The organism is Lysobacter sp. Root604 (genome assembly GCF_001427505.1).
Taxonomy (GTDB): domain Bacteria; phylum Pseudomonadota; class Gammaproteobacteria; order Xanthomonadales; family Xanthomonadaceae; genus Lysobacter.
Genome location: NZ_LMGS01000009.1, coordinates 1,267,288 through 1,289,576, shown reverse-complemented (window position 1 = coordinate 1,289,576; position 22,289 = coordinate 1,267,288). Strand labels below are relative to the sequence as shown.

The following is a 22,289-nucleotide window of genomic DNA, read 5'->3' as shown; positions in this document are numbered from 1 at the left end:
CGCTATGAGCCGATTCATCGCCGACTTGAAGCAACGCTGGACCCAGGCCGACTCGCTGGTCTGCGTCGGCCTCGATCCCGAACCGGCCAAGTTTCCGGCGCGCTTGGCCGCCGATCCGGACGCGGTGTTCGGGTTCTGCCGCGACATCGTCGATGCCACGGCGCAGTACGCCTGCGCGTTCAAGCCGCAGATCGCGCATTTCGCCGCGCTCGGCGCCGAGGATGCGCTGACGCGCCTCATCGCCCACATCCACACCGCGCATCCCGGCATCCCGGTGATCCTGGACAGCAAGCGCGGCGATATCGGCAGTACCGCCCAGCACTACGCGAGCGAGGCCTTCGATCGCTATGCGGCCGATGCGGTCACCGCCAATCCCTACCTCGGCCGCGATTCGGTGCAGCCGTTCCTGGATCGCGCCGACCGCGGCGTGGTCGTGCTCTGCCGCACCTCCAATCCGGGCGCGGGCGACCTGCAGGACCTCATGGTCGACGGCCGTCCGCTGTACCAGCACGTCGCCCATAAGGTCGCGCACGAATGGAACGCGCACGGCAATTGCGCGCTGGTGGTCGGCGCGACCTGGCCGGCGCAGTTGCGCGAAGTGCGCGCGATCGTCGGCGACGTACCCTTCCTGGTGCCTGGCGTGGGCGCCCAGGGCGGCGACGTCGAGGCGGTGGTGAGCAACGCCAAGACCGCCGATGGCACCGGCCTGATGGTGAGCTCCTCGCGCGCGATCCTGTACGCGTCCTCGGGTGAGGACTATGCCGAGGCCGCTGCGGTCGCGGCGCGGACTCTGCGCGACCAGATCAATGCCTTCAGGTGAGCAGTAACGAGTAGCTAGTAACGAGGAACCAGTAGAGGCACCATGGCTCTTACTAGTCACTAATTACTCTTCATTTAGTTACTGCTCCCCATGGATCGCCACCGCCGTCGCCTGCTCGCCGCCGCTCCGTTCGGGCTCGCTGCCGGCGCCTGTCCGGCCCTGCCCGCGCTCGCCAGCGCGATCGCGCGCAAGCGCACGCGCCTGATCCTGCTCGGCACCGCCGGCGGCCCCACGCCCAAGGCCTTGCGCGCGGCGCCGGCCAGCGCGGTGGTGATCGACGACGCGGTCTACGTGGTCGACTGCGGCAACGGCGTTGCGCGGCAGCTGGCCCTGGCCGGCCTGTCGCTGGGCGCGATCGCCGACGTCTTCGTCACCCATCACCACTCCGATCACAACGCCGACTACGGCAATCTGCTGTGGCTGGCCTGGGCCGCGGACCTGCGCCATCCGGTCGACACCTGGGGGCCGCCGCCGCTCAAGCGCATGACCCGGCAGTTCCTGGCCATGAACCAGGCCGACATCCGTACCCGCATCGAAGACGAAGGCCGCGCGCCGCTGGCGCCGATGATCCGCGCCCACGAGCTCACCCGCGGCGGTGTGGTGATGCGCGACCAGCGGGTGAAGGTGACCGCGGCGCTGGTCGAGCATCCGCCGGTCGCGCCCGCGTTCGCCTACCGCTTCGACGGCCCCGACCGTTCCATCGTGTTCTCGGGCGATACCCGGCCCTCGCCGGCGCTGGTCGAACTGGCGCGCGGCGCCGACGTGCTGGTGCACGAGGTGATGTACCTGCCGGCGCTGGAGCGCCTGATCGCCAGCGAAGCGCAGGCCGCGCGTCTGCGTCAGCATCTGCTCGACAGCCACACCACCACCGAACAGGTCGGGCGCCTGGCCAGCGAGGCCGGCGTCAAAACCCTGGTGCTGAATCACTTCGTGCCGGGCGGCGACGCCTCGCTGACCGATGCGGTGTGGCGCGAAGCGGTGGCGCCGCATTTCAGCGGCGAGCTGATCGTGGGGCGGGATTTGATGGAGATTTGATGGAGGTTTGAGTGCAGGAGCAAATCCCCTCTAGCCCCCCTTTTTCAAAGGGGGGAACAGCAACAGCTCTTCAAAGAACGGGCCGGCAACAACTTGGCCCCGCTTTTGATCCCCCCCTTTGAAAAAGGGGGGCTAGGGGGGATTTGCTTTGGCTTTGGCCGTATCAGCGCAGCCAAGCACGCACCGCCGCGATGGGAAATCGCAGCCAGATCGCCGCGAACACGCCCACCCGGGTCGCGAAACCGCGACGCGCGTATTCGAACTTGCGGAAGTAACGCCACAGCCCGCGGTGCTTGTGCCACTCCACGAACAGCGGCCGCGAGCGGCTGGACACGCCGCGCACGTGCAGCACGCGCACACCGTTGGCCACCGCGACGGTGGCGCCGGCCTCGCGCGCGCGCCGGCACAGGTCCAGGTCCTCGGCGTGCAGGCGATAGCCCGGGTCGAAACCGCCGATGCGCTCGAACAATGCGCGCGGCATCAGCATCAGGGCGCCGGACACCGCCTGCACGCGTTGCAAGGCCTGGCTGTCGTCGGGCGCGAGGTTGAGCGCGGCGCTGGGCGCGCGCCGCAGCGCGCCGGCCAGCATGCCGGCGAAGTCGGGATCGTTGCGCCGCGCCGCGCCGTCGCGCACGCCGTCGTCGTCGACCAGATCGGCGCCCAGCAGCGCCTCGCCCAACGGCGCGGCCAGCGCGCGCAGGCGCGCGAGCGCGTCGGCTTCGAGCAGGCAATCCGGATTCACGAACGCCAGCCAGCCCGTCGGCGCACCGCCGAGATCGGCCACACCCTGGTTGCAGCCCACGCCGAAGCCGGGATTGTCGGGATTGTCGATGAAACGCACGCGTGCGTCGCCGGCCGCGTGGCGCTGGACGATCTCCAAGGTGCCGTCGCTGGAGTGGTTGTCGACCACGCGGATCGCGCTCACGCCTTGCGCGGCGCGCAGGCGGGTGAGGCAGTCGTCGATGGTCGCCGCGCTCTGGTAGCTGACCACGATCGCGGCGATGCCGTCGTCGGGCGCCGCCGCGACGCGCGCAGGGGAATCAGGTGAAGAAGTCACGTTGCGGATCCGGTGGGCCGACGCCGTCGAGCAGCGCGGCCAGTCGTTCGCGCGAACCGCGTAGCGGGTCGCTCATCAAGAATCCCGCCAGACGCGCGTGCCAGTCCGGCCAGCGCACCGCCAGGTGGTCCATGTCGCCGTCGCAGGGCCCGCCCTCGCCGCGCCGGGCGACGAAGGCGGTCTCGCACAGCGCGTTGCGCCAGCCCAGGCCGGACAGGCGCAGCGACAGATCGGTGAGCGCGGCGTACCAGGAGCCGTAGCTGGCGCCGTCGATGCCGCCGGCGCGCTTGCGCGCGCTGCCGCGCAGCAGCACGGCGTGGCCGATCGCGGCCGGCAGTTCCGGGTACAGGGCCGGCATGCCGGCAGCCGCGCGCGACAGCCGTTCCAGGTCGGTGGGCACCGCCTCGATCTCGCCGATGCGCGGCCAGGACGCGGCCTCGCCGGCGTTGCTCCAGGGGGTGGCGGTGGCGATCGCGCCGTCGGTGCTCAGGCAGGCGGCGAGCCGGCTGAGCCAGCCCGGCGCGGGGATCGCGTCCGGCGCCAGCACCGCCACGTCGGCATCGCCGCAGACCGCGAGCGCCTCGCCCAGGTGGGCGGCCTCGCCGATCGGGCGCTGGCGGCGGGTGTAGTCGGCCTTGAGCGGAGTGCGCGCCATCCAGCGTTCGACGATGGCATAGCCGCGCGGACCGGCCTGGGCGTCGTCGGCCAGCCAGACCCGGGTGCCCGGCGGCGTGCACGCGTCCAGCGCGGCCAGGCAGGCGTCCAGCGCGTCGTCGTCGACGCCGACCGGGACCACGACGATGGGCAGGCTGTTACTAGAAAGCGTTTCGGCCAAACGTCGCGGTCCGTAGCAGCCGGTATTGCCGCGATCTTAACCAAGAACCGTGGCGCCGGCTCGGCGGGCCTACGCGCCCGCTCGCGGGTATCGGCCTGCATCGCATCCGACGGATGCGATGCAGCACCGCTTTGCCTCAACGGACGCGCCCGGCTCCTACTTTTTCTTCTTAGGCGGGTTGAGCGGCTCCATGGCGCGGAACCGGCGGCTATATTCGTCGGTCAGGTTGCGTGCTTCCTGTGGATTACGCACCAGGGTCGGCGTGATCAATATGATGGTTTCCCGCCGTTCGGTCTTGGAGCCTTGCGTTCCGAACAAGCCACCGATCACCGGTATGCGGCTCAACCCTGGGAAACCGGTGGAGCCACGCGTGACGCTGTCGGAGATCAAACCTGCAAGCAGGACCGTTTCGCCGCTCTGCACCGCCGCCTCGGTCTTGAGCTTGCGCGTGTTGATAGTGACGTTCTGACTGTTCGCGCGTAGCGGCGCACCAGCCGAACTGACTTCCTGGACGATATCCAGGAACACCATGCCGTCGCGGCTTACTCGTGGACGAACCTTCAGAATCACGCCCGTATCCAGGTACTGGACCTGGCTGTAGGTACTGTCGTTGTTGGAGCCTGGGTTGACCGTGACCGACTCGATCGGAATGCGGCTGCCAACGTTCAACGTGGCCTCGGCGTTATTACGCACAAACACGGAGGGTGTCTGCAACAGACGTACGTCCGTGACCTCGTCCAGCGCTGTGATCAACGCTGCCGCGTTGTTGCGGATCAGCGACCACGACAGGCCGTCGCCATTGACGCCGCCGATGCTGGCCGCGAGCGTGCTCCACTTCGGCGGCACCAGCGGGTTGGTTCGCCGATTGAGGTCGCCGAAACCATTGTCGCTGGTGGCGCGATCGAGGAACCATTGCACGCCGTAGGACAGGTCGCCGGTCAACTCAACCTCTGCGACCTGAGCCTCGATGTGCACCTGCATCGGCATCACGTCGAGCTTGTCGATCACGTCGCGGATCGAACGCCAGGCGCCGGGGCTGCTGCGCACCAGCAGCGAATTGGTTTCCTCGACCGCGGCCACGCCCACACGCGCGCCGTCGATTTCCAAGGTGACCGCGCCGTTGCCGCTCTGGCGCGAACCCAGCGACATCTCGCCGCCGCTGCCACCGCCGCCACCAGTGCCACCGTCCTTTCCGCCGATGTTGGCCACGGACCCGTTGGCGCCGTCCTGTAGCTCGACCGGATCCAGGCCTGGCATCAGAGAGGGCGAACCCCCGCCCCCATCGCCGCCGCCGCTGCGGCCGCCGCCGAACACCTCCGACAAGCGCTGGGCGAGTTCCTTGGCCTTGATGTACTTGAGTTCGTAGGTGAACAACTGCATCTCACCGCCGGCGCCGTCGATGCGCTCCAGCCACTGCTGGATATCGTCGAGATAGTCGGCCTGGGTGCTGATCACCAGCACCGCGTTGGCGCCTTCCAGCGGCATGAAGCGGAACATGCCCGCGACCGGCGACTTGCTCTGCTCGCCGAACACCTTCTCCAGATCGGCCACCACCTTGGTCGCCTTGCCCGATTGCAGCGGGAACACGCCCACCGACATGCCCGACAGCCAATCGACGTCGAAGATCTCGATGGTGTGCAGGTAGTTCTCGAGCTCGGCGCGGCTGCCGCCGACGCTGATCACGTTGCGCGCGCCGTCGACGTTGATGATCGCGTTCGGACGCGCGTAAGGCTTGAGGATCTTCTCCATCTCGGTGGCCGAGATGTAACGCAACGGCACGGTGCGCACTTCGAAGCCGCGCGCGGTCGAGGCCGGATTGGTGCTGGGCGCGACGTTGCCGGCCAGGGCCTGATCGGCGGGCACCACGTTGTAGCGGCCGCCGCTGTAGACCAGACGCGCGTTGTTCCAGCCCAGCACCATTTCCAGCAGGTTCATCGCCGCCGCCGGGCTGACCGGCTTGGGCGTGGACAGGGTCACCGTGCCCTGCACGCCCGGCGCGATCACGTAGTTCTGGCCCAGCATGTCGCCGAGGATGGCCTTGACCACGGCATGCAGCGACTCGCCTTCGAAATTGAAGGTGGCCGAACCGCTGGTGGCGCCGATGCCCGGAGGCGCTTCCGCCGCCGCGCTGCGGTTGATGACCTGGCCGGTGCCGCGCCGGATTTGCGCACGCGGGCCACTGTCTTGCTCTGGCAACGGTTGCGACGAAACGCCTTCGCTGGAAGAGGTGCCCGCAGCGGTAGCCTTGTCGGACAAGGCCGCCGGATTGGCATCGCGCCTGATGTTCGGGACCGGCACCGTAGAGCAGCCCGCCAGCAGACTGGCAATGGTGAGGCCAACAAGGGCGCGGGACGCGGTTGGGTTGTGACGTAGCTTCATGCGTTCACTCTCACGGCGTCTTGGCCGGGGGTTGCTGGGCTTGCTGTTGCCGCAATTGGGCGCGACGCGCCTCTATCCTTTTGCGGATGGCTTCCATCTGCGCCTGCTCGGTCATCGGTTCGCTACCGGCAGGGCTGACGACGGTGTTGCTGTTGGTCACGGGTGCGACCTGTCCAGGCGGGTTGGTCGAAGGCATCGGCCCGGCGGTGCTGCGTGCGACTGGCTGCGGCTGCGGCTGCGGTTGCGGCGGCGGCGGCGGCGCGCGCGTACCAGGCCCGGCCTGGTTAGGCGGCGGCACCGGCACGGCGACCGCGGTCGGCGGTTGACCGCCCTGGCCGTCATACACGCGCAGATCCATCTCGCGCCGGCCTTCGGGGCCTTCGAACACGGCCTTGCGCGGATCCAGCGCGCTCAGGCGCCAGGCCGGATGCGATTCCGGCACTTCGCCCAACTTGACCCGCACCGACTCGCTGCCGTCGGCCGGCTGCAGGATCGCCATCTTCAAATCCGGCGTGATCAGCACGCTGGTCAGCACGTAGTCGAAGGTGTTGGCCTGCGCGGTCTCGTCGCCCTTGCCCTGGACGAAGAACGCGCGCGGCCGGCGATCGTCCATCAACAGCGGACGCGCGGCGATTTCGCCGTACTGGGTGAGCGGACCGATACGCGGCTTGGCCGGCGCGCGCGACTGCGGCAGCGCCTGAACCAGGCTGGCATCGTCGTCCAACAGCCGGGTCTGGCGCCCCATGCCGGCCAGGGCCAGCAGCCAGGCCAGCACGGCCCAGCCGGCCACTGTGGCCAGCAACCAGGTACGGGGGCTGGCGGCGTCAAGACGCATCGGCGGCCCCCGGAATGTTGGCCTTGGGCGCGGGCGTCGCGGCCGCGGGGCCGGGGCGCAGATAGCCGTAGAGGTCGAAGCTCACGTCGATGCCGCCGTCGGACGAGGGCCGGCCGGTGCCGGGCACGAAATAGCCGCGCGCCGACAGCAGATTGAGATTGCCCACGAACAAACGCGGCGAACCGGTCTCCAGCGAATGCAGCACGGCCGCGGTCTCGCCGGTGCCGCAACGCAGGCGCACCTGCACGACCACGCGCGCGTATTTGTCGCGGCGACTGTTGTCGGCCAGCGGCGAGCGGTTGTCGATGCGGCAGCTGCGGTTGCCCGGGCTGGCCTGGGCGACTACGTTCTCCAGGCGCTGCACCAGGGACGCGCTGGCCAGTTCGGCCGAGGCCTCGGGCAGGAAGCCCGGCAGCCCGGCCTGTTGCTGGCGCACTTGCTGCAAACGCTGCTGCACCTGCGGCGCCTGCTGCAACTGCATGCGCTGGCGCAGCTCGCGCTCCTTCAGGTTTTCCAGGCGTTCGTTGGCTTCCAGCATCGGCACTGTCCACCACGGGTGCACCAGCACCGCGTAGGCCAGCGCGAGCGCGGCCAACAGCAGGCCCAGCGCCGCCCAGCGGTCGCGTTCGATGCCGCCGATCTTCAGCTCATTGGCCACGGGCGGCCTCCGCTCGCGGCGGACCGATCTCGGCGGTCAGGGTGAAACGGTCGCGGCCGCTGGTCGGGTCGGGCTGGACCGCGCCGGTCAAGGCCGGCGAGCGCCACAGCTGGGTGCCCTGCAGGCGCGCGATCAAGGAAGAAGCTTCGCGGCTGAGGCCGATCAGCAGCAGGCTGTTGTCCTCGATCGCGAGTTTTTCCAGGTAGGTGCTGTCGGGCAGGCGCTTGCTGAGTTCGTCGATCAGTTCGATCGTGCTCGGACGCTCGGCGCGGGTGCGGTCGAGGAAGGCCTGGCCTTCGATCAGTCCGATCAGTTCCTGGCGCTGCGCGGCGGCGTTGCGCGCGGCGACGGCGTGGCTGGCGATGGTCTGCTCCAGGGCGTCGGCGGCGCTGCGGCGGTTGGCCAGCAACTGCCACATGGTCGCGGCGATCGCGACCAGCGCGACCGCGGCCAGGGCCAGGTTCCACAGCCGGAACGGATCGCTGTGGCTGCGGCGCTGCGCGGGCGGCAACAGGTTCACGGCCAGCGGCATGCCGTCGGCGCCGGCGACGTCGACACCGGCCAGGCTGTCGGCGAGCGGACCGATCGCCGCCAGTTGCGGGGTCAGGGCCTGGCGCGGCACCGCCACCAGTTCGGCGTCGAGCTGGCCGTCGGCATCGCGGCGCGCGAGCACGCGCGCGTCGAACGCGACCGCGTCGGCGGTGAAGGGGGTTTGGCGGTCGATCTCGAAACCGACCACGTCGCGCAGGCGCTCGGCCGCGGCGGCCGGCAAGGCCAGGCGACGGCGCAGGCTGCTCGCGGCCGGCAGCAGCAGCCAGCGCGGCAGATCCGCCAGACCGGACGGCAGCAGCGGCGCCAGCGGATCGCTGGTGTGGGCGACCACCGCGTTCGGTCCGGCAAGCGCGGCCAGTTCGGCGGCGGCGGGGTCGGCGTAGCCCGCCAGCCCGGGCAGCACGCCCAGTTCGCGCAGTTCGGCGCCGCGCTGCAGCCGCAGCGACACGGCATCGCCCTGCACCTGCAGCAGCAAGCGGCCGCGGTCCATGCCCAGGGCCTGGCGCGCGCGCAGCGGCAGCCAGGCCGCGAGATTGCGCCCCCACCACGACAGGAAGCCGCCCGCGCCCGGCATCACGCGGCTGCCCAGACGTCGTAACGGATTGTCCGTCTGCCAGCTTCCCGGCCGGCTTTCCACTTGCGAATTCATCGTGGCGAAGCTCCCTCCTCCCAACGCAACGGTGTATAGGCCATGCCTGGCACGGCACCGCCTCCCGCGCGCACGACTACTCGCAACACCGACTCGCGGCCATCGGAGAGCCGCGCGCGGCTGTCGATACTATAGGTGCCACTGCCTTCGCCGACGAGACCGGGCAATTGCCCTGGCGCCCCCCCACCCGGCATCGGTGTGCCATCGGGGTTGCGACGGCCACGCTGGGCCACCACATCGGCACCGTTCAGCCCCATCGCATCCAGCACCGGTGCCGCAGCGAACGCGGGATCGGGCTGGGCGCGGCCACTGTAGACGGTCAGGTAGGGCTCGAGCTTGGCATACAGCGCGGGCGTAAAGCCCAGGATCTGCTCGACCTCGGCCACACTTTCGAACTCCGCGTCCTTGGCGCCGTAGGGTAGGCCCGCGGAGGCGTAGTCCGGATCCTCGGCGCCGCCGGCGATCTGGGTCAGCGGATCGGGATCGCGCCAATCGGCGATCGCCGAGGCCAGACGCGCCGCGTCGGCCTGTTGTTCGATGCCGCCGACGCCCTGGATCAGCGCGGTCAGCAGGGCCGGATCGGCCTGGTTGAGATCGACCTTGCCGTTCTCGTCGATCAGCTTCACTTCCACTTCGGCGCCGCCATACGACCAGCGATAGGCCGTGCCGTCCGGCCGCCATTGCAGACGCGGATCGGTCTGGCCGACCCGGGTCAGCGCAAATTCCATGCCTGCACGCGCTGCGTTTTGCGCGACCAAACCGCGCATCAGGACGCGGCCCTGTAGATTCTCGACCCGCGCCGACAGCGCGAACGCGCCGATCAAGGCGGTCAGCATCGCGATCAGCCACAGCACCAGCAGCAGCGCGGCGCCGCGAGCGTGACGGTGGGCGCGGATGCCGGGCGCGCTCATATCGTCCCCGGCACGACGCCGCGCGCGACGCTGGCGGCCAGCGGCAGCGATACCACCAGCGGCGGCCACTCGCGGCCGTCGATATCGGTCAGGGTGACTTCGACCATCAGCGGCAGTTGCTCCACCGCCTGCCAACGCTCCTGCCAGTCGCCGAGCTTGCCGGTCTCGTCCAGGGCGCGGTAGCGGAAGCGCGCCGACTTCAGGCCTTCGACCAAAAGTTCCGGCGGACGCTCCTGTTCCTCCTCGATGGTCTGGCCGGCCAGCACCATCGACAGCGACAGCATGATGCGCGCCTGGTCGCCGTCGGATTCGATCGCGAAATCGTGCAGGTAGGGACCGCCGCGGCCGAGGTAGTCCGGCAGGTCGGCGACGAAGCGCAGACGGTCGGGCTCGCCGATAAAGCGCTGCGGCAGTGCGCTGGCCTGGTCGAAGCCGAACGCGATCGGGCGGGTCGCGATCAGACGCTTGCGCAGAAAACCTTCGACCGCGCGCTGGCGCTCGTTGCGCTGGGCCATGGCCTCGCCGCGCGTCGCGGTCTGGGTGGCGGCCGACAGCGTCGCGAAAGCCAGGGCCACGCCCGCGGCCAACAGCACGGTCGCGAGCAGGATCTCGATCAGGGTGAAGCCGGCGGCGGCGCGACGCGCGCGCATCATGGCAGCACCGCCTCGGTGCCCGGCAAGGCGCTGCGCAGACTACGCAACTGGAAGCGCTGCGCGGGCCCACCGTCGCCCCACTCCACCGCCAGGGTGATTTCGAACAACTGCGGACCGTTCACGTCGACCGGCTGCGCGACCGCGGCCACGGCGCGGTCGCGCCATGGCGCCACGCCCAGGGTCCAACGGTAGCGGCCTTCCTCGAAATCGCCGCTTTGCTGGCCCGGCGTGAGCGGCTCGGCCACACCGACCTGGTCCAGCAGCGACTGCGCGTACAAGCTCGCGCGCCCGGCGTCGCCGGCCCAGCGCACCTGCCGCGCCGAGCCCGACAGCGTGCCCAGCAGCAGGGTCATCGCCAGCGCCAGCAGCGCGAACGCGATGATGACTTCGATCAGGGTGTAACCACGGGCCGCGCGCGGCGCGCGCCAGCCGGACCGACGCGGCGACGCGCTCATCGGCGCGCCTCCACGCGTTTGAGTCGCACTTCGCCGGTGAGCCAGGCTACATCGATGTTCCAGCCCGCGCGCTTGGCGCTGAGCTGGATGCGCCCGCCGGTGGAGGCGCCGTCGTTGAAGAACACGATCGCGCCCTGGCCTTCGGCGGGCTGGGTCTGACGCGCGCCGACGAAGGACAGTTTCAAGGACTTCGGAATCTCGCCCGCGCGCCCGTTCGCGCCGCTCCAGGTATGCGCGCCCGGATCGATGGTGAAAGTCTGTTTCTGGCCGGTGGCGATCGCCTGGGTGCGGGTGTAACGCAGTTGCGCGGCGAGTTCCTTGGCGTTGCTGCGCAGCTGCATGCCGGCGATGCCGCCGGTGAACGCGAACGCGGCCAGCAAACCGATCGCCGCGATCAGCGCGATCACCAACAGCATTTCCAATAACGTGAAACCGCGTACGAGGCGAGGCGAGGCGACAGCCGCCCGCGCCGCGGCATAGCCCCGGTGGCCCCTTACGGGAGCGCAAGGGCGTTGCCGCGACTGCCTCATGCGCGGCTTACTCGTACTTGACGTCGCCGTCGACGCTGGTGCCGCCGGGCTTGCCGTCCTTGCCCAGGATCACCACGTCGAAATCGCGGCCTTCGCCGGGCGAGCGGTACTCGATCGGGTGGCCCCACGGATCCTTGAGGTCGGTGTCCTTGACGTAAGGGCCGAGCCAGCCGCTGGCGTCCGAGGGCGCCTTGACCAGCTCGTCCAGCGAGCCCGGCAGGCGGCCGGTGTCCATCTGGAAGGACTCGATCTTGCCGGCCAGGGTCTGCACCTGGGTCTTGGCGAGCTTGAACTTGGCGTTGTCGTTGGCGCCGAATACCTTGGTCCCGACCACCGTCATCACCGCGCCGATCAGCACGATCACGATGATGATTTCGATCAGGCTCATGCCGCGCTGCAGGGCGGCGGACGGGCGGCGCAGGGAACGGGGATTTCGCATTTCGTTCATCCGTAAGTGGTTGGGTACACAGAAGAGGCGATCCTGCCAGGGACGATCCCGCTGCCCCCGCGACTCGGTTCGACCGCCGCGTGCCGGAACGGTTCCGGAGCGGCGTGGTCCAGCTCGATTCTGTGCCGCGATCCCGACGCCGGTGCAAGCGCGCGGGAAGCGGTACAGCTTGCGTTCAAAACGGCGGAAGCGCGCCGATCCGGACCGCCGGGCGCCAGCCTGAACAGGGAACCGTGTCGCAGTTTTGCCGCCCCGCGCTCAGCCGATCGCATTGGTCAGATCGTACAGCGGCGTCAAAACGGCCAGCACCACCGTGCCGACCACGCCGGCCAGGACCACGGTGATCACCGGCACCATCGCCGCCAGCATGCGGTCCAGGGCCAGGCTGGTTTCGTGCTCGAAGGTCTCGGCGGTCTTGACCAGCATGGTGTCCAGCGCGCCCGACTCCTCGCCGACCTGGATCATCTGCAGGGCCAGGCGCGGGAAGCGCTTGCCCTTGCCCAGCGCGGTCGACAGGGCGACGCCGTTCTTGACCTCTTCGGCCGCGGCCTCGACATCGGCGGCCAACACCCGGTTGTCCATCACGTTGCGGCCGATGCCCAGCGCGGTCATCAGCGGCACGCCGTTGCGCACCAGCGTGCCCAAAGTGCGCGCCAAACGTGCAGTTTCGATCTTGGCGACCAGCGCCCCGGCGAACTTGCGCTTAAGCAGCCAGCCGTCCAGCGCCTCGCGGAACACCGGGTCGCGACGCTTGCGGTCGAACCACCAGAACGCCACCGCCGGCGTGGCCACCAGCAGGAACCACCAGTCGCGCACGAACAGACCGATGCTGAGCACGATCTTGGTGAAGAACGGCAACGGCGCGTCCAGGCTCTCGTACATGACCGCGAACTGCGGCACCACGTAACCCAGCAGGAACAGCAGGCTGGCGCCGACCATCACCACCAGGATCGCCGGGTAGATCAGGGCGTTGATCACGCGCCCCTGCAGCGCGCGGCTGCGCTCCAGATAGTCGGCCAGGCGCGCCAGGGTCTCGTGCATGCTGCCGCCGGCTTCGCCGGCGCGCACCATGTTGATGTACAGGCGCGAGAAGGTGCCGTGCTGGCGCTCCAGCGCGGTGGACAGCGAAGCGCCGCCGCGCACCGCGTCGCGCACGTCGGTGACGGTGCGCTTGGCCGCCTCGTCCTCGGGCAGTTCCAGCAGGATGGTCAGCGCGCGATCCAGCGGCTGGCCGGCGCCCAGCAGGGTCGCCAACTGCTGGGTGAACTGGACCAGGCGCGCGCCCGCGAACGGCTTGGGCTTGAACAGGCCCTTCCATACCGAAGCGCCGCTGGCCTCGCTGGCCAGCTTGGCCTCGACCGGCAGATGACCCTGCTCCTGCAGGCGCTGCACGACCTCGGCGTTGCTGACCGCCTCCATCTGGCCGTCCAGCATTTCGCCGCGGGCGTTGAGGGCTTTGTAGTGGTACAGGGCCATCGGCGGCTCAGTCGCAGGCCATGCGGTCGGCCGGCACCACGCGCGGGTTGCCCAGCGCGAAGGCGCGGATCGGGCGCGACCACATCTCGAAACTGGAAATTCCCGGCGTCACCGCGCAGGAACTGGTGTACTCGAAGCGCTCGCCGTCGGAGGAGATGTAGAGATCGAATTTGATCGCGACCGCCAGGTCGTGACGGATCGTCAGCATGGTCTCGCCGCCGTCGGCGCCGCCGCTGGCGGTGACGTTGGCCTGGGCCGCGTCGCTGACCACCGTGCTGCTGGCCTTGCCGTCGGCCACGTCCACCTTCAGGGTCAACGGCGGCTGGCCCTTGCCGACCGCGAAGCCGGCCGGCAGCGCGTCCTTGCTCAGCGACTTGGCGGGCGCCTTGCCCGCCGCATGCACGACGCCGGCCATGGCCAGCGCGGCCGCCAGCACACACAGGCCCGATATCCTTACCGTTGCGTTACTCATACGCCCTGCCCCTATGGTGGTGGCGCGCGGCCCCGACGCGATCACGCGTCCTCGGTCACGCGCAGTACTTCTTCGATCGTGGTGTGCCCGGCCAGGGCCTTGACGATGCCGTCCTCGTACATGGTGCGCATGCCGGCGTCGCGCGCGATCTGCTCGATCTCGCCCATGCCCGCATGGCGCATCACCGCACGCCGCAGCTCGTCGTTCATGACCAGGAATTCCATGATCGTGGTGCGGCCGTGGTAACCGGTCGGCGCCAGCGCCGACCCGCGCGGGCGATACAGGAAGATCTCGCCCTGCGGCTGGTAGCGGCGCAGATGGAACTTCTCGATCTCCTCCGGCGAGGCGGGATACTTCTCGGCGTGGGTCGGCTCCAGGCGGCGCACCAGGCGCTGGGCCAGGATGCCGTTGATGGTCGAGGTCAGCAGGTAGTCCTCGACGCCCATGTCGAGCAAGCGGGTGACGCCGCCGGCCGCGTTGTTGGTGTGCAGCGTGCTCAGCACCAGGTGGCCGGTCAGCGCGGACTGGATCGCTATGCGCGCGGTCTCCAGATCGCGCATTTCGCCGATCATGATGATGTCCGGGTCCTGGCGCACGATCGAGCGCAGCGCATGCGAGAAATCCAGGCCGATCTGCGGCTTGGCCTGGATCTGGTTGATGCCCTCGATCTGGTACTCGACCGGGTCCTCGACGGTGATGATCTTGACGTCGCTGGTGTTGAGCTTGCTCAGCGCGGTGTACAGCGTGGTGGTCTTGCCCGAGCCGGTCGGGCCGGTCACCAGCAAGATGCCATGCGGCTGGTCCAGCACCTTCTGGAACTGCGGCAGGAACTCGTCGGTGAAGCCGAGCTTGTAGAAGTCGAACACCACCGTCTCGCGGTCCAGCAGTCGCATCACCACCGACTCGCCGTGCGCGGTCGGCACCGTGCTCACGCGCAGGTCCAGCTCCTTGCCCTGCACGCGCAGCATGATGCGGCCGTCCTGCGGCAGGCGGCGCTCGGCGATGTTGAGCTTGGCCATGATCTTGATGCGGCTGATCACCGCCGCGGTCAGATTGGCCGGCGGGCTCTCGCCCTCGGCCAGCACGCCGTCGACGCGGTAGCGCACTTTCAGGCGGTTCTCGAACGGTTCGATATGGATGTCCGACGCGCGCAGCTCGACCGCGCGCTGGATCACCAGGTTCACCAGCCGGATCACCGGCGCCTCGGAAGCGAGGTCGCGCAGGTGCTCGACGTCGTCCAGATCGCCCGAGCCCTCGCCCTCGGCGGTCTCCACGATCGCGCCCATCGCGCTGCGGCCCTGGCCGTGCCAGCGCTCGATCACGTCGCCGATCTCCGAGCGCAGCGCCACGTAAGGCCGGATGTCGCGCTGGGTCGCCAGGCGCAGCGCGTCCAGCGTGTAGACATCCTGCGGGTCGGCCATCAGCACCTCAACGGCCTGCTCGGTCTCGCGGACCGGGCAAACCGCGAACTGCTTCATGAATTTGAGTGTCAGGGCGACGCCTTCCGGAGGTAATTCCGGTGCGTCCTTGATGCTGACCAGGGGCAGGTCCAGCACCGCGGCCACGGTTTCGGCGTGGTCGCGCTCGGACACCAGGCCCAGCCGGGCCAGCAGCGCCAGCAGGCTACCGCCGGTTTCCTCCTGCAGCCGGCGCGCGCGCGCCAGGTCCGGCTCCTTGAGCCGGCCCTTGGCCAGCAGGGCCTCGACGATGGCCGCGTCCACGGCGGCCTGTGGGCCTCCGGCCCCGGCCTCGGCGGCGGACAGCCCGGGTTCCGGAGCCCCGGGCGATCCCATATTGGTGGCTACTGCGTTCACGTCACCCTCCTGCGCGTGAACCCGGACTTTAGCAGTTTCGGCCACTAAGTCTTCCCAGGCCGGAGTTACAACCACGACAGGGTGCCAGCTCCCGATATACAGCCAAGATTGAAAACACGGGGTCCAATGAAGCTCCCATCTCCTGCATGCAACCATTCAATCAGAGGGTGCCTTCTCATCCGTCGCGAGCTCGCCCCACTTCAGGAACATAACGCTGGGAGACGTCTTGAACGACTCACCAACACCGACGCCGAGCTTTGGTACCAACTCCGCAGAGCCCCCTGGATTGACGCTACCCTCAAGACTTCCATAAAGGCCAGCACCCACGCTTGCTTCTCCGCTAAACGTAATGGGCGCCTCCACGGCGTTGTCCATTCCCACGATGAACCCATCTCTAGGCTGGAGCGTGGCGCCGGCCGATACGCCGTACCCCGCTGTCACCATGCCGATCTCGCCGTCACCACGCATTAGGCTCATGGACCCCTCTACGCCGATGCCGTACGCCGCCATAAACTCAACACGTATGTCCACCACGTCCAGTACGGATTTGATCGCTCCCGCCGCCGAGTCATAAGCCCTAGACAATCCCTCGGCTCCCATCTGAGGTGCGCAGTTTGCTCCCTGACACTGCGCCCCTTGGCCGAACCGTCCATCGGGATCGACGAACTTGTACGGATTGTTGTTTCCGTACCAGTAGCGATTGAAGTTGGAGCCCACAACCTTGTCGACAGTAACGGGGTCGACGCTTAGGAATCGCCCTAAGCTTTGGTCGTAGTACCGCTGCTGCATGTAGGTGACACCGGTTGCTCCATCCATCACATGACCGGTGTAGCCCACGCCGTTGTAGTTCGGCTTGCCGATTGCAGCGCCATAGGGCTCCCAGTCGGTGCGATCGATCACCGCACCAGCGCCATTCGTGACAGCGATCGGGCTGCCCAACGCGTCGGTATGGTGATACTTGATCTGACCGTTGCCCGTCGCACGGTTCCATTCGATGGTCGCCAGCAGACTGCCGTTCAAATAGACGTGAGGAACGGTGAGTTCGGGATGGCTGTCGTTCTGCGCCTCGGCGGTGTGATGGTCTTCGCTCATCACCATCTGGCCATCGAGGTTGTAGAACGATCGCGAGTACGTGGTGTCGGGGCGCCCGGTCGTAGCTACGCGCCGGCCCTGCGCGTCGTATAGGTAGGCCTCCTTGCCGACGACCGTGCGCAGACGGTTGCCGTAGTCGAACTGGTAGGCCTGGCCGTTCTTGTTCTCCAGATTGCCCTGCGGGTCGTAGCCCAGGCCCAGCACCGCCGCACCCGCGCTGTTTCGGATGTTGGTCAGGCGGTTACGATCATCGTAGTAGTAGGTAGCGTGATCCTTGACGCCGCCCAGGGTCCAGCTCTTGAGGTTGTCGAGCGGGTCGTAGGTGAAACGATGCCAACAATCGCCGAGGAAACTGCACGAACCCGCGGCGGTCAGACGGTCGCGATAGTCGTAGGTCATCCAACGGCTGTAGGTATCGCCGCGCACCCGATCCAGGATGCCGTTGACGTTGCCATTGGGGTCGTAGGTGTAGTCCAACCGAGCCACGCCCGCGTCGGCGCTGGAGCTAGGCAGCTGACGGGCATTCTGGGTCAGGGTGTGGACGACGCCATTACCGTAAGTGAACTGCTTGATCGCACCGTTGGGGTAGTAGCTGATACCAGTGGCGTGATTGCCCCAGTTCGAGCTCACGCTGACCGGCTGGCCCAGCGCGTTGTTGGCGTAGCTGATCGGTTGGCCGTCCGGCGTGGTGTATTGGCTGCGATTGCCGTAGGCGTCGTAAGCGTAGGCGATGAGGCCGGTGTAGTCGCCTGGCAGGGCCTGCGTTTCGGCAGTCAGCAGGCGGTGCTTGTTGTAGGCGTAGGTATTGACCACGACACCCAAACCCGGGCCGTCGTTGCTGGTGCTGATCTCCTTGGGCAAACCGTCGGGCGTATAGACCCAGGTTTGATTGCCACGGCCGTCAGGGAACGCCAGGGTGTGCAAACGGTTGCGCTGATCGTAGCCGCGATCGACGCGACGACCGGACGCATAGCCTTCGTTGGTATTGCAGTTGTTCTGGTCCGGAAGATCGAGACCGGCAGCCGACCAGGCCAGGTTGCCGGCTGCGTCGTAGCCCATCACGGTGGCGCCCGTTTCGGGTTCGATGATCTTGCACAACTGCTGATGGGTGTCGTACACGTAGCGGCGCGCGACGCCGGTCGGCCCGGATGGCGGCTGAGTGACGGTAACGGTGGCCACCGCGGATACGCTCTGACTTCCGCGCCCGTCGGTCGCTACCGCATGGATCGTGTGCGTTCCGACGCCCACGCCGGACCACTGGAACTCATAGGGCGCGACCGTGTCGCTGCTCACCACGACGCTGTTGGCGACGAATTCGACTCGCGCAATGCCGTCGGGATCGCTCGCATTGGCCTTCAGCAGGAAGCTGCCGGGCAGGATAGATGTGGCGCCGTTGGCCGGACCGGTCAGCACGACCGATGGCGGGCCGTTGCCGATGATGTTCACCGCGGCCGAGGTGGTCTGCGCGCCGCGCGTGTCGAAGGCGCGTGCGGTCACCGCGTGACCGCCCTCAAGCATGGTCCAATGCAGTTCGTAGGGCGCGCTGGTGTCCTCGCCCATCTTGACCCCATCGACCAGGAACTCGACGCGCTGCACGCCGTCGTCGGCGTCGCTGGCGTTCGCGGTGAGCGCGATGGCGCTGCCGGCCGGGAAGACCTGATTCTGCGTAGGCGCGGTCAGAGCCACCGAGGGCGCGGCATTGTTGGTCGGCACTGCGCTGACGTTGACCGTCGCCAGGGTCAGATCGCCGCTCTTCAGGTAGAAGCGTAGCCCGCGGCTGTCTATGCCGCCGTTGGCCGAGCCGTTCTGGCCACTGGCCCATCGGGTCATGAAGCTGCCGTCCGGCAGCGAGTACCAGACCTCGGCATTGGCCGCGTTCGAGCTCCAGTTGATCGTGGTGTAGCAGGCGTTGCCGCCCCAGGGAATGGTGCAGGTCTGCGGCGACGCCGTTATCGAACCGCCAAGCACGTTGAAGGCTCGGCCGGCGCTGACCGGGTCGATCCAACGCCGGTCGCACATTTCGAAGTAGGCATCGATGAAGTAGCGGCCCGGCGGCAGATTGCTTAACGTATCGCCGTTGCTGATCGAGGTATCCAAGCCCGGACCGGTGACGTAGATGTTGATCGGGCCACAGCCCGCGGTGGCGTTCAGCAACACCTTGACGTTGGCCGGCGCGGCGAAATTCATCTCCGGCGCGGCGGGGTAGCTGAAACTCAGTGTCGGCCCCGCGGCGGCGACGGCCAGCCCCGGCAACAACGTCGCCAGCAGCAGCCATAACCACATCGCCATCCGCAGCGGCGCCTTCAGCGCCCGTTCTTGGGGCGCCATCACATTGCGTGTCTTGCACATAAACCGACCTGTTGGCCGAATCCGGCCTGCTGTCCTATGCCGTTGCCGCGATCCGCGCTGATGCGCGGGCCGCAGTCCCCTGAGCTATCGCCGGATCAACCGCCCGGGCCGCGCACGATTTCCTTGGTATTGCCCAGCACGTCGCGAACGATGGTGGTGCGCGCCTTATCGACGGTGTTCTCAGCGGCATCGATCTGCCTCGGCGCGTCGTAACCCGGCGTCCCGTAGACTTCGAACGTCTCGCTGGTGGCGATTCCGCGTGGGTCGGTGGTGCGACGCTTGAAACCGGCCAGGTAGTCGATCACCGTCGCCAGCGGCCCCTCTTCGCCGTCCTGTATCGTCCGCGTCGGCCGTCCGAGCGCATCGAACTGCGACACCGTGCCTTTCAATGCGGGATTTGAGAACGTCGACTCACCATCGACCCGTGGATTGAGCATGTAGGAGGCGAAGACTGTCCGCCCTTCGTCGTCGTAGCGCTTGGCGCTCCAGCGCAGCGTTCCGGCAGGGTTGGACATATCCTCTTCCTGCTCCACAACGGCACGCCACAGAGCGTCGAAATAGACGATCCTCTTTCGATTTCCGGTAGTCACCACCTGGCGCCAATGTCCGGCCTCCAGGCCGTACTCGGCCGTAGCTACGGGCTCGAAACGCAGTACCGTATCCAGCCACGCGACATCGTCGCCAGCCGGCGGCGTGACGCGCGTGATACGCCCCATGGAATCGTAGGAGTAGCCCGTGGCATAACCATTCTCATCGGTAACCGATCCGACCCAGCCGTTTCCGTCCACGCCCACGAGCTTCTGCGTGCCGTCATTAAAACGTATCGTCTGCGGAATGCCGCGCTTCCAATTGCTTACCGTCGTAGCCAAACCACGCCCATCGACGACGCTGGCCAGCGTGCCGTCGGCGTTGTAGGTCAGTCCCTGCTGCGGTTTTTCGTAGGCGAAGGTCTGCTTAGGCAATGCAGTAGCGGGGTCGTATTCGGTACGCGAAGGAATGGCACCGGTGTTGAAGTTGGTCTGGCGCTGGACTTGGCCAATCACCCACTTCGTCTTATCGTTGAGGTATTCGGTGATGTCGGTGCGGGTGTAGCCCAAAGTGCTCGACTGCCCAACGCGCTTCGTCTGGGCGAATTCGTCGAAGGTCTCGTATGCCGTATCGAAGCGCACGCCGTCCTGCTGCACCGAGCTGAACACCGCCGGCCGCTGGCGTTCTGACGAGAACGAGTCGAGACGGATCTGCGGGCTTACGCCCATTCGGTCGGCGAATTCCTGATTCGGCGCGGCTGCGTTACTGAGATAGGTGGTGGTCGAACTGCGAAGCAAGCTGCTGCCGGCGTAGACGTCGACCTTCAAGAGCTTGCCGTCGTTGTCGTTGTAGACCACGCCGTAAGTATTCACCGTGCGATCGCCGTCGGGATCGGTAACCGTGGTGGTCTTGGTGGTCGCGCAGCTCGGACACTCGCCTTCCCAGCTACCGATCGGAGTGGTGTAGCTGTAGCTCCAGACGTGACCCGGCAGGCCCGGCCCGGTGACGCGCTTGGTCTGCAGGGCCAGCACGTCGAAGCGTGCCGGAATCATGGCGTTCAGCGTGTCATCGCCCGGCTCGAAATCGGGATCGGGACGCGGCCCCATGTTCGGCGGGAAGACGCAATCGAACGGCACGCCGTTTCGGCCATGGCGCACCGTCTGGAACACGAACTCGCCACTGGCGCCGGACGGATGCCGGATGGTCGCGATACGTGTCAGCGGCCTGAGTTTGCGCATCCAGGAGCAATACAGCGCCTTGTCCTGCAGAGGCACGCGACGGCCGTCGGTCATGGTTTCTTCGTCGATCTCGTAGTACGGGCTTCCCCAAAGCGCGGCGAAATTGATCGCCCACTGGCTGCTGTCGGGCAGCGTCACCGCGGTGAGCTGCGAGTACGGCGAATAGCCATAGTTCCATTCGCGCCCGGTATTAGTCGCCACCTTAGTGACCCGGTCGTAGCCGTTGACGTTCTCCCAGCTCAAGCTGAGCTGACGGCCGTCGCTGGAGGTGATCGACAGCAGTTTGGCGCCGCTCCAGGCGTAGGCGACCCAGTTGCCGAATCGATCCTCGATCCGCGTCGGGTACAGGCGTATCTCGTCGCGCGGCACCGGGCGCTGAACCACGACGCCCTGGCTGACCACCGGCTTCAACAGATCGTCGGAAGGACGCGCCACCATCCAGTCGAAACGGTAACGGGTACCGTCCGGCGAACGCGCCATGAAGCCCTCGCCCGCCTGTCCGCTCTGCAGGCTCGACACGCAGGACAGGTGCCAGTGCTTGTTGGTGACCCAGGGATAGACACCGCCGTCGGTCGGCCGCGGCCGCGTCTCCGCGGTTGCGATCAGCAGCTCCTGGCTTCCGCCGGGAACCGACATGCTATAGCCGCTCCAGTACTCCCAGGGCTGCACCGCCGGCGCACTCGTAGGCGTCGAGCTCTGCACTTTGACCAAGGGCGGCCGCGCCGTTTCCGGGCTGGTGGGGAACGAACAGCGATTGGCGCTGGCAGTGGCGGCCGAAGTTCCCAGCACCCAGCCTTCGGCACGGCTGAAGTTGCCACTGATATACGGAACGTCCCAATCCCAATCTCCGAACGGGCGGCTGCGCGCGTCGGTCGCCGAAGAGAAACGCCGCCCAAGCGCGACCGAAATCGGAAAGTTGCCGGGGATCGACACGTCCACGGTCGCGAACGAAGTCGCGCCCGTGTACAGGTTCACCGAATCGCCGAACAAGGTCGGGCCCTCGGACTTGATGGTCTGCGCCGACTTGATGAGCTTGTCGTATTCCTCCCACGGCGCCTTCTGCGCGCAAACCGCGCAGGACGTAAGCGTGAGCAATGCACCGATCAGATATCGCACGGTCTTCCCCTCGACCCAGGACCAGAGGCCCGATGTGAGACCGGTATGAACTCCCGGTCGTGTCGATGCATTGTCGGACCGAAGAACGCGCGAATGCGTTCGCTTCGGCGCAGTGGGCGCACGCCTGATCGCAGGATCGCAGCCGAGTGGAAAAGGCTGTCAATCGGATGTTCGTGGTGAAACTCCGTGCATGCGCATGCGCGATCACGCCTTAGCGCAATGCGAGCACGGCTCGGCGCAGATCCGAACGCTATGCCGTCGAATCGAGCGCAATTCAGCGGTTCTATCGCCGTCGCAAGCGGCGTGCGCGCACCAAGCCGGCCATGCGAAATTCGCCGCTTTTTATGCGTGCCAACTGGCACAAAAAAAGGGCGCCCTTGCGGACGC

The 22,289-nt window shown here is 67.5% G+C and carries 17 protein-coding genes and 1 pseudogene; 2 read left to right on the top strand and 16 right to left on the bottom strand.

Translation table 11 applies throughout. The features are described from left to right. The first annotated feature begins 4 nt into the window (after nt 1-4). Both pyrF and ASD69_RS14040 read left to right on the top strand, forming a co-directional pair. Nucleotides 5-820, top strand: coding sequence for an orotidine-5'-phosphate decarboxylase (gene pyrF / locus ASD69_RS14045; protein ID WP_056179088.1), 816 nt, complete (start codon nt 5-7; stop codon nt 818-820). A 90-nt stretch (nt 821-910) separates the two neighbouring features. After that, nucleotides 911-1,855 carry an MBL fold metallo-hydrolase gene (locus ASD69_RS14040; protein ID WP_056179086.1) on the top strand — a complete coding sequence of 315 codons (945 nt, stop codon included), beginning with the start codon at nt 911-913 and terminating at the stop codon, nt 1,853-1,855. A gap of 163 nt (nt 1,856-2,018) precedes the next feature. Here the strand turns inward: ASD69_RS14040 and ASD69_RS14035 are convergent, their stop codons facing one another. The 16 genes and pseudogenes from ASD69_RS14035 to ASD69_RS13960 form a co-directional block, all read right to left on the bottom strand. Then, on the bottom strand, nt 2,019-2,858 hold the full coding sequence (locus ASD69_RS14035; RefSeq protein ID WP_056179950.1) for a glycosyltransferase family 2 protein: 840 nt from the start codon (nt 2,856-2,858) through the stop codon (nt 2,019-2,021). 37 nt (nt 2,859-2,895) lie between these two features. Then, nucleotides 2,896-3,747: a glycosyltransferase family 2 protein gene (locus ASD69_RS14030; protein WP_056179082.1), complete on the bottom strand. Its 852-nt coding sequence runs from the start codon at nt 3,745-3,747 to the stop codon at nt 2,896-2,898. Nucleotides 3,748-3,903: 156 nt separating this feature from the next. Then, nucleotides 3,904-6,126: a type II secretion system secretin GspD gene (gene gspD, locus ASD69_RS14025; protein WP_056179077.1), complete on the bottom strand. Its 2,223-nt coding sequence runs from the start codon at nt 6,124-6,126 to the stop codon at nt 3,904-3,906. A gap of 10 nt (nt 6,127-6,136) precedes the next feature. Continuing rightward, a complete protein-coding gene (locus ASD69_RS14020) occupies nt 6,137-6,961 on the bottom strand; it encodes a hypothetical protein (protein ID WP_056179074.1) in 825 nt (274 codons plus the stop codon). After that, complete coding sequence (gspM, locus tag ASD69_RS14015) at nt 6,951-7,619, bottom strand: type II secretion system protein GspM (protein ID WP_235567219.1); 669 nt, start codon at nt 7,617-7,619, stop codon at nt 6,951-6,953. Before gspM ends, ASD69_RS14020 begins: the two co-directional genes overlap by 11 nt. Then, the gene (locus ASD69_RS14010; protein WP_056179070.1) at nt 7,609-8,745 is read right to left on the bottom strand and encodes a PilN domain-containing protein; all 1,137 of its coding nucleotides are present in this window, start codon (nt 8,743-8,745) and stop codon (nt 7,609-7,611) included. The genes gspM and ASD69_RS14010 overlap by 11 nt, the downstream gene beginning before the upstream one ends. 71 nt (nt 8,746-8,816) lie before the next feature. Then, nucleotides 8,817-9,731, bottom strand: a complete 915-nt coding sequence (locus ASD69_RS14005; protein ID WP_056179067.1) for a type II secretion system protein GspK — start codon at nt 9,729-9,731, stop codon at nt 8,817-8,819. Then, nucleotides 9,728-10,384 (bottom strand): prepilin-type N-terminal cleavage/methylation domain-containing protein, encoded by a 657-nt coding sequence (locus ASD69_RS14000; RefSeq protein ID WP_056179064.1) that lies wholly within the window; start codon nt 10,382-10,384, stop codon nt 9,728-9,730. The genes ASD69_RS14005 and ASD69_RS14000 overlap by 4 nt, the downstream gene beginning before the upstream one ends. Continuing rightward, complete coding sequence (locus ASD69_RS13995) at nt 10,381-10,839, bottom strand: prepilin-type N-terminal cleavage/methylation domain-containing protein (protein WP_056179061.1); 459 nt, start codon at nt 10,837-10,839, stop codon at nt 10,381-10,383. The genes ASD69_RS14000 and ASD69_RS13995 overlap by 4 nt, the downstream gene beginning before the upstream one ends. Beyond that, nucleotides 10,836-11,276, bottom strand: a pseudogene (locus ASD69_RS13990) (GspH/FimT family pseudopilin); the annotation flags it as partial. The gene ASD69_RS13995 and the pseudogene ASD69_RS13990, both read right to left, overlap by 4 nt. 100 nt (nt 11,277-11,376) lie before the next feature. Continuing rightward, the gene (gspG, locus tag ASD69_RS13985; RefSeq protein WP_056179943.1) at nt 11,377-11,808 is read right to left on the bottom strand and encodes a type II secretion system major pseudopilin GspG; all 432 of its coding nucleotides are present in this window, start codon (nt 11,806-11,808) and stop codon (nt 11,377-11,379) included. Nucleotides 11,809-12,075: 267 nt separating this feature from the next. After that, nucleotides 12,076-13,293 carry a type II secretion system F family protein gene (locus tag ASD69_RS13980; protein ID WP_056179055.1) on the bottom strand — a complete coding sequence of 406 codons (1,218 nt, stop codon included), beginning with the start codon at nt 13,291-13,293 and terminating at the stop codon, nt 12,076-12,078. A 7-nt stretch (nt 13,294-13,300) separates the two neighbouring features. Continuing rightward, the gene (locus ASD69_RS13975; RefSeq protein ID WP_157499203.1) at nt 13,301-13,765 is read right to left on the bottom strand and encodes a hypothetical protein; all 465 of its coding nucleotides are present in this window, start codon (nt 13,763-13,765) and stop codon (nt 13,301-13,303) included. Between the two features lie 41 nt (nt 13,766-13,806). Beyond that, on the bottom strand, nt 13,807-15,558 hold the full coding sequence (gspE, locus tag ASD69_RS13970) for a type II secretion system ATPase GspE (RefSeq protein WP_082576482.1): 1,752 nt from the start codon (nt 15,556-15,558) through the stop codon (nt 13,807-13,809). Between the two features lie 177 nt (nt 15,559-15,735). Then, nucleotides 15,736-19,020 (bottom strand): Ig-like domain-containing protein, encoded by a 3,285-nt coding sequence (locus tag ASD69_RS21990; RefSeq protein ID WP_157499202.1) that lies wholly within the window; start codon nt 19,018-19,020, stop codon nt 15,736-15,738. Nucleotides 19,021-19,115: 95 nt separating this feature from the next. Beyond that, nucleotides 19,116-21,902, bottom strand: a complete 2,787-nt coding sequence (locus ASD69_RS13960) for an RHS repeat domain-containing protein (protein ID WP_157499201.1) — start codon at nt 21,900-21,902, stop codon at nt 19,116-19,118. Nucleotides 21,903-22,289: the final 387 nt, after the last annotated feature.

Bases quoted from the DNA above. Each gene is read 5' to 3' on its own strand.
- ASD69_RS14020 (WP_056179074.1), bottom strand. From the start codon at position 6,961: ATGCGTCTTGACGCCGCCAGCCCCCGTACCTGGTTGCTGGCCACAGTG.
- ASD69_RS14005 (WP_056179067.1), bottom strand. From the start codon at position 9,731: ATGAGCGCGCCCGGCATCCGCGCCCACCGTCACGCTCGCGGCGCCGCG.
- pyrF (WP_056179088.1), top strand. From the start codon at position 5: ATGAGCCGATTCATCGCCGACTTGAAGCAACGCTGGACCCAGGCCGAC.
- ASD69_RS14000 (WP_056179064.1), bottom strand. From the start codon at position 10,384: ATGATGCGCGCGCGTCGCGCCGCCGCCGGCTTCACCCTGATCGAGATC.
- ASD69_RS13975 (WP_157499203.1), bottom strand. From the start codon at position 13,765: ATGAGTAACGCAACGGTAAGGATATCGGGCCTGTGTGTGCTGGCGGCC.
- ASD69_RS21990 (WP_157499202.1), bottom strand. From the start codon at position 19,020: ATGTGCAAGACACGCAATGTGATGGCGCCCCAAGAACGGGCGCTGAAG.
- ASD69_RS13980 (WP_056179055.1), bottom strand. From the start codon at position 13,293: ATGGCCCTGTACCACTACAAAGCCCTCAACGCCCGCGGCGAAATGCTG.
- ASD69_RS14010 (WP_056179070.1), bottom strand. From the start codon at position 8,745: ATGCCGGGCGCGGGCGGCTTCCTGTCGTGGTGGGGGCGCAATCTCGCG.
- gspD (WP_056179077.1), bottom strand. From the start codon at position 6,126: ATGAAGCTACGTCACAACCCAACCGCGTCCCGCGCCCTTGTTGGCCTC.
- gspE (WP_082576482.1), bottom strand. From the start codon at position 15,558: ATGGGATCGCCCGGGGCTCCGGAACCCGGGCTGTCCGCCGCCGAGGCC.
- ASD69_RS13995 (WP_056179061.1), bottom strand. From the start codon at position 10,839: ATGAGCGCGTCGCCGCGTCGGTCCGGCTGGCGCGCGCCGCGCGCGGCC.
- ASD69_RS14040 (WP_056179086.1), top strand. From the start codon at position 911: ATGGATCGCCACCGCCGTCGCCTGCTCGCCGCCGCTCCGTTCGGGCTC.
- gspG (WP_056179943.1), bottom strand. From the start codon at position 11,808: ATGCGAAATCCCCGTTCCCTGCGCCGCCCGTCCGCCGCCCTGCAGCGC.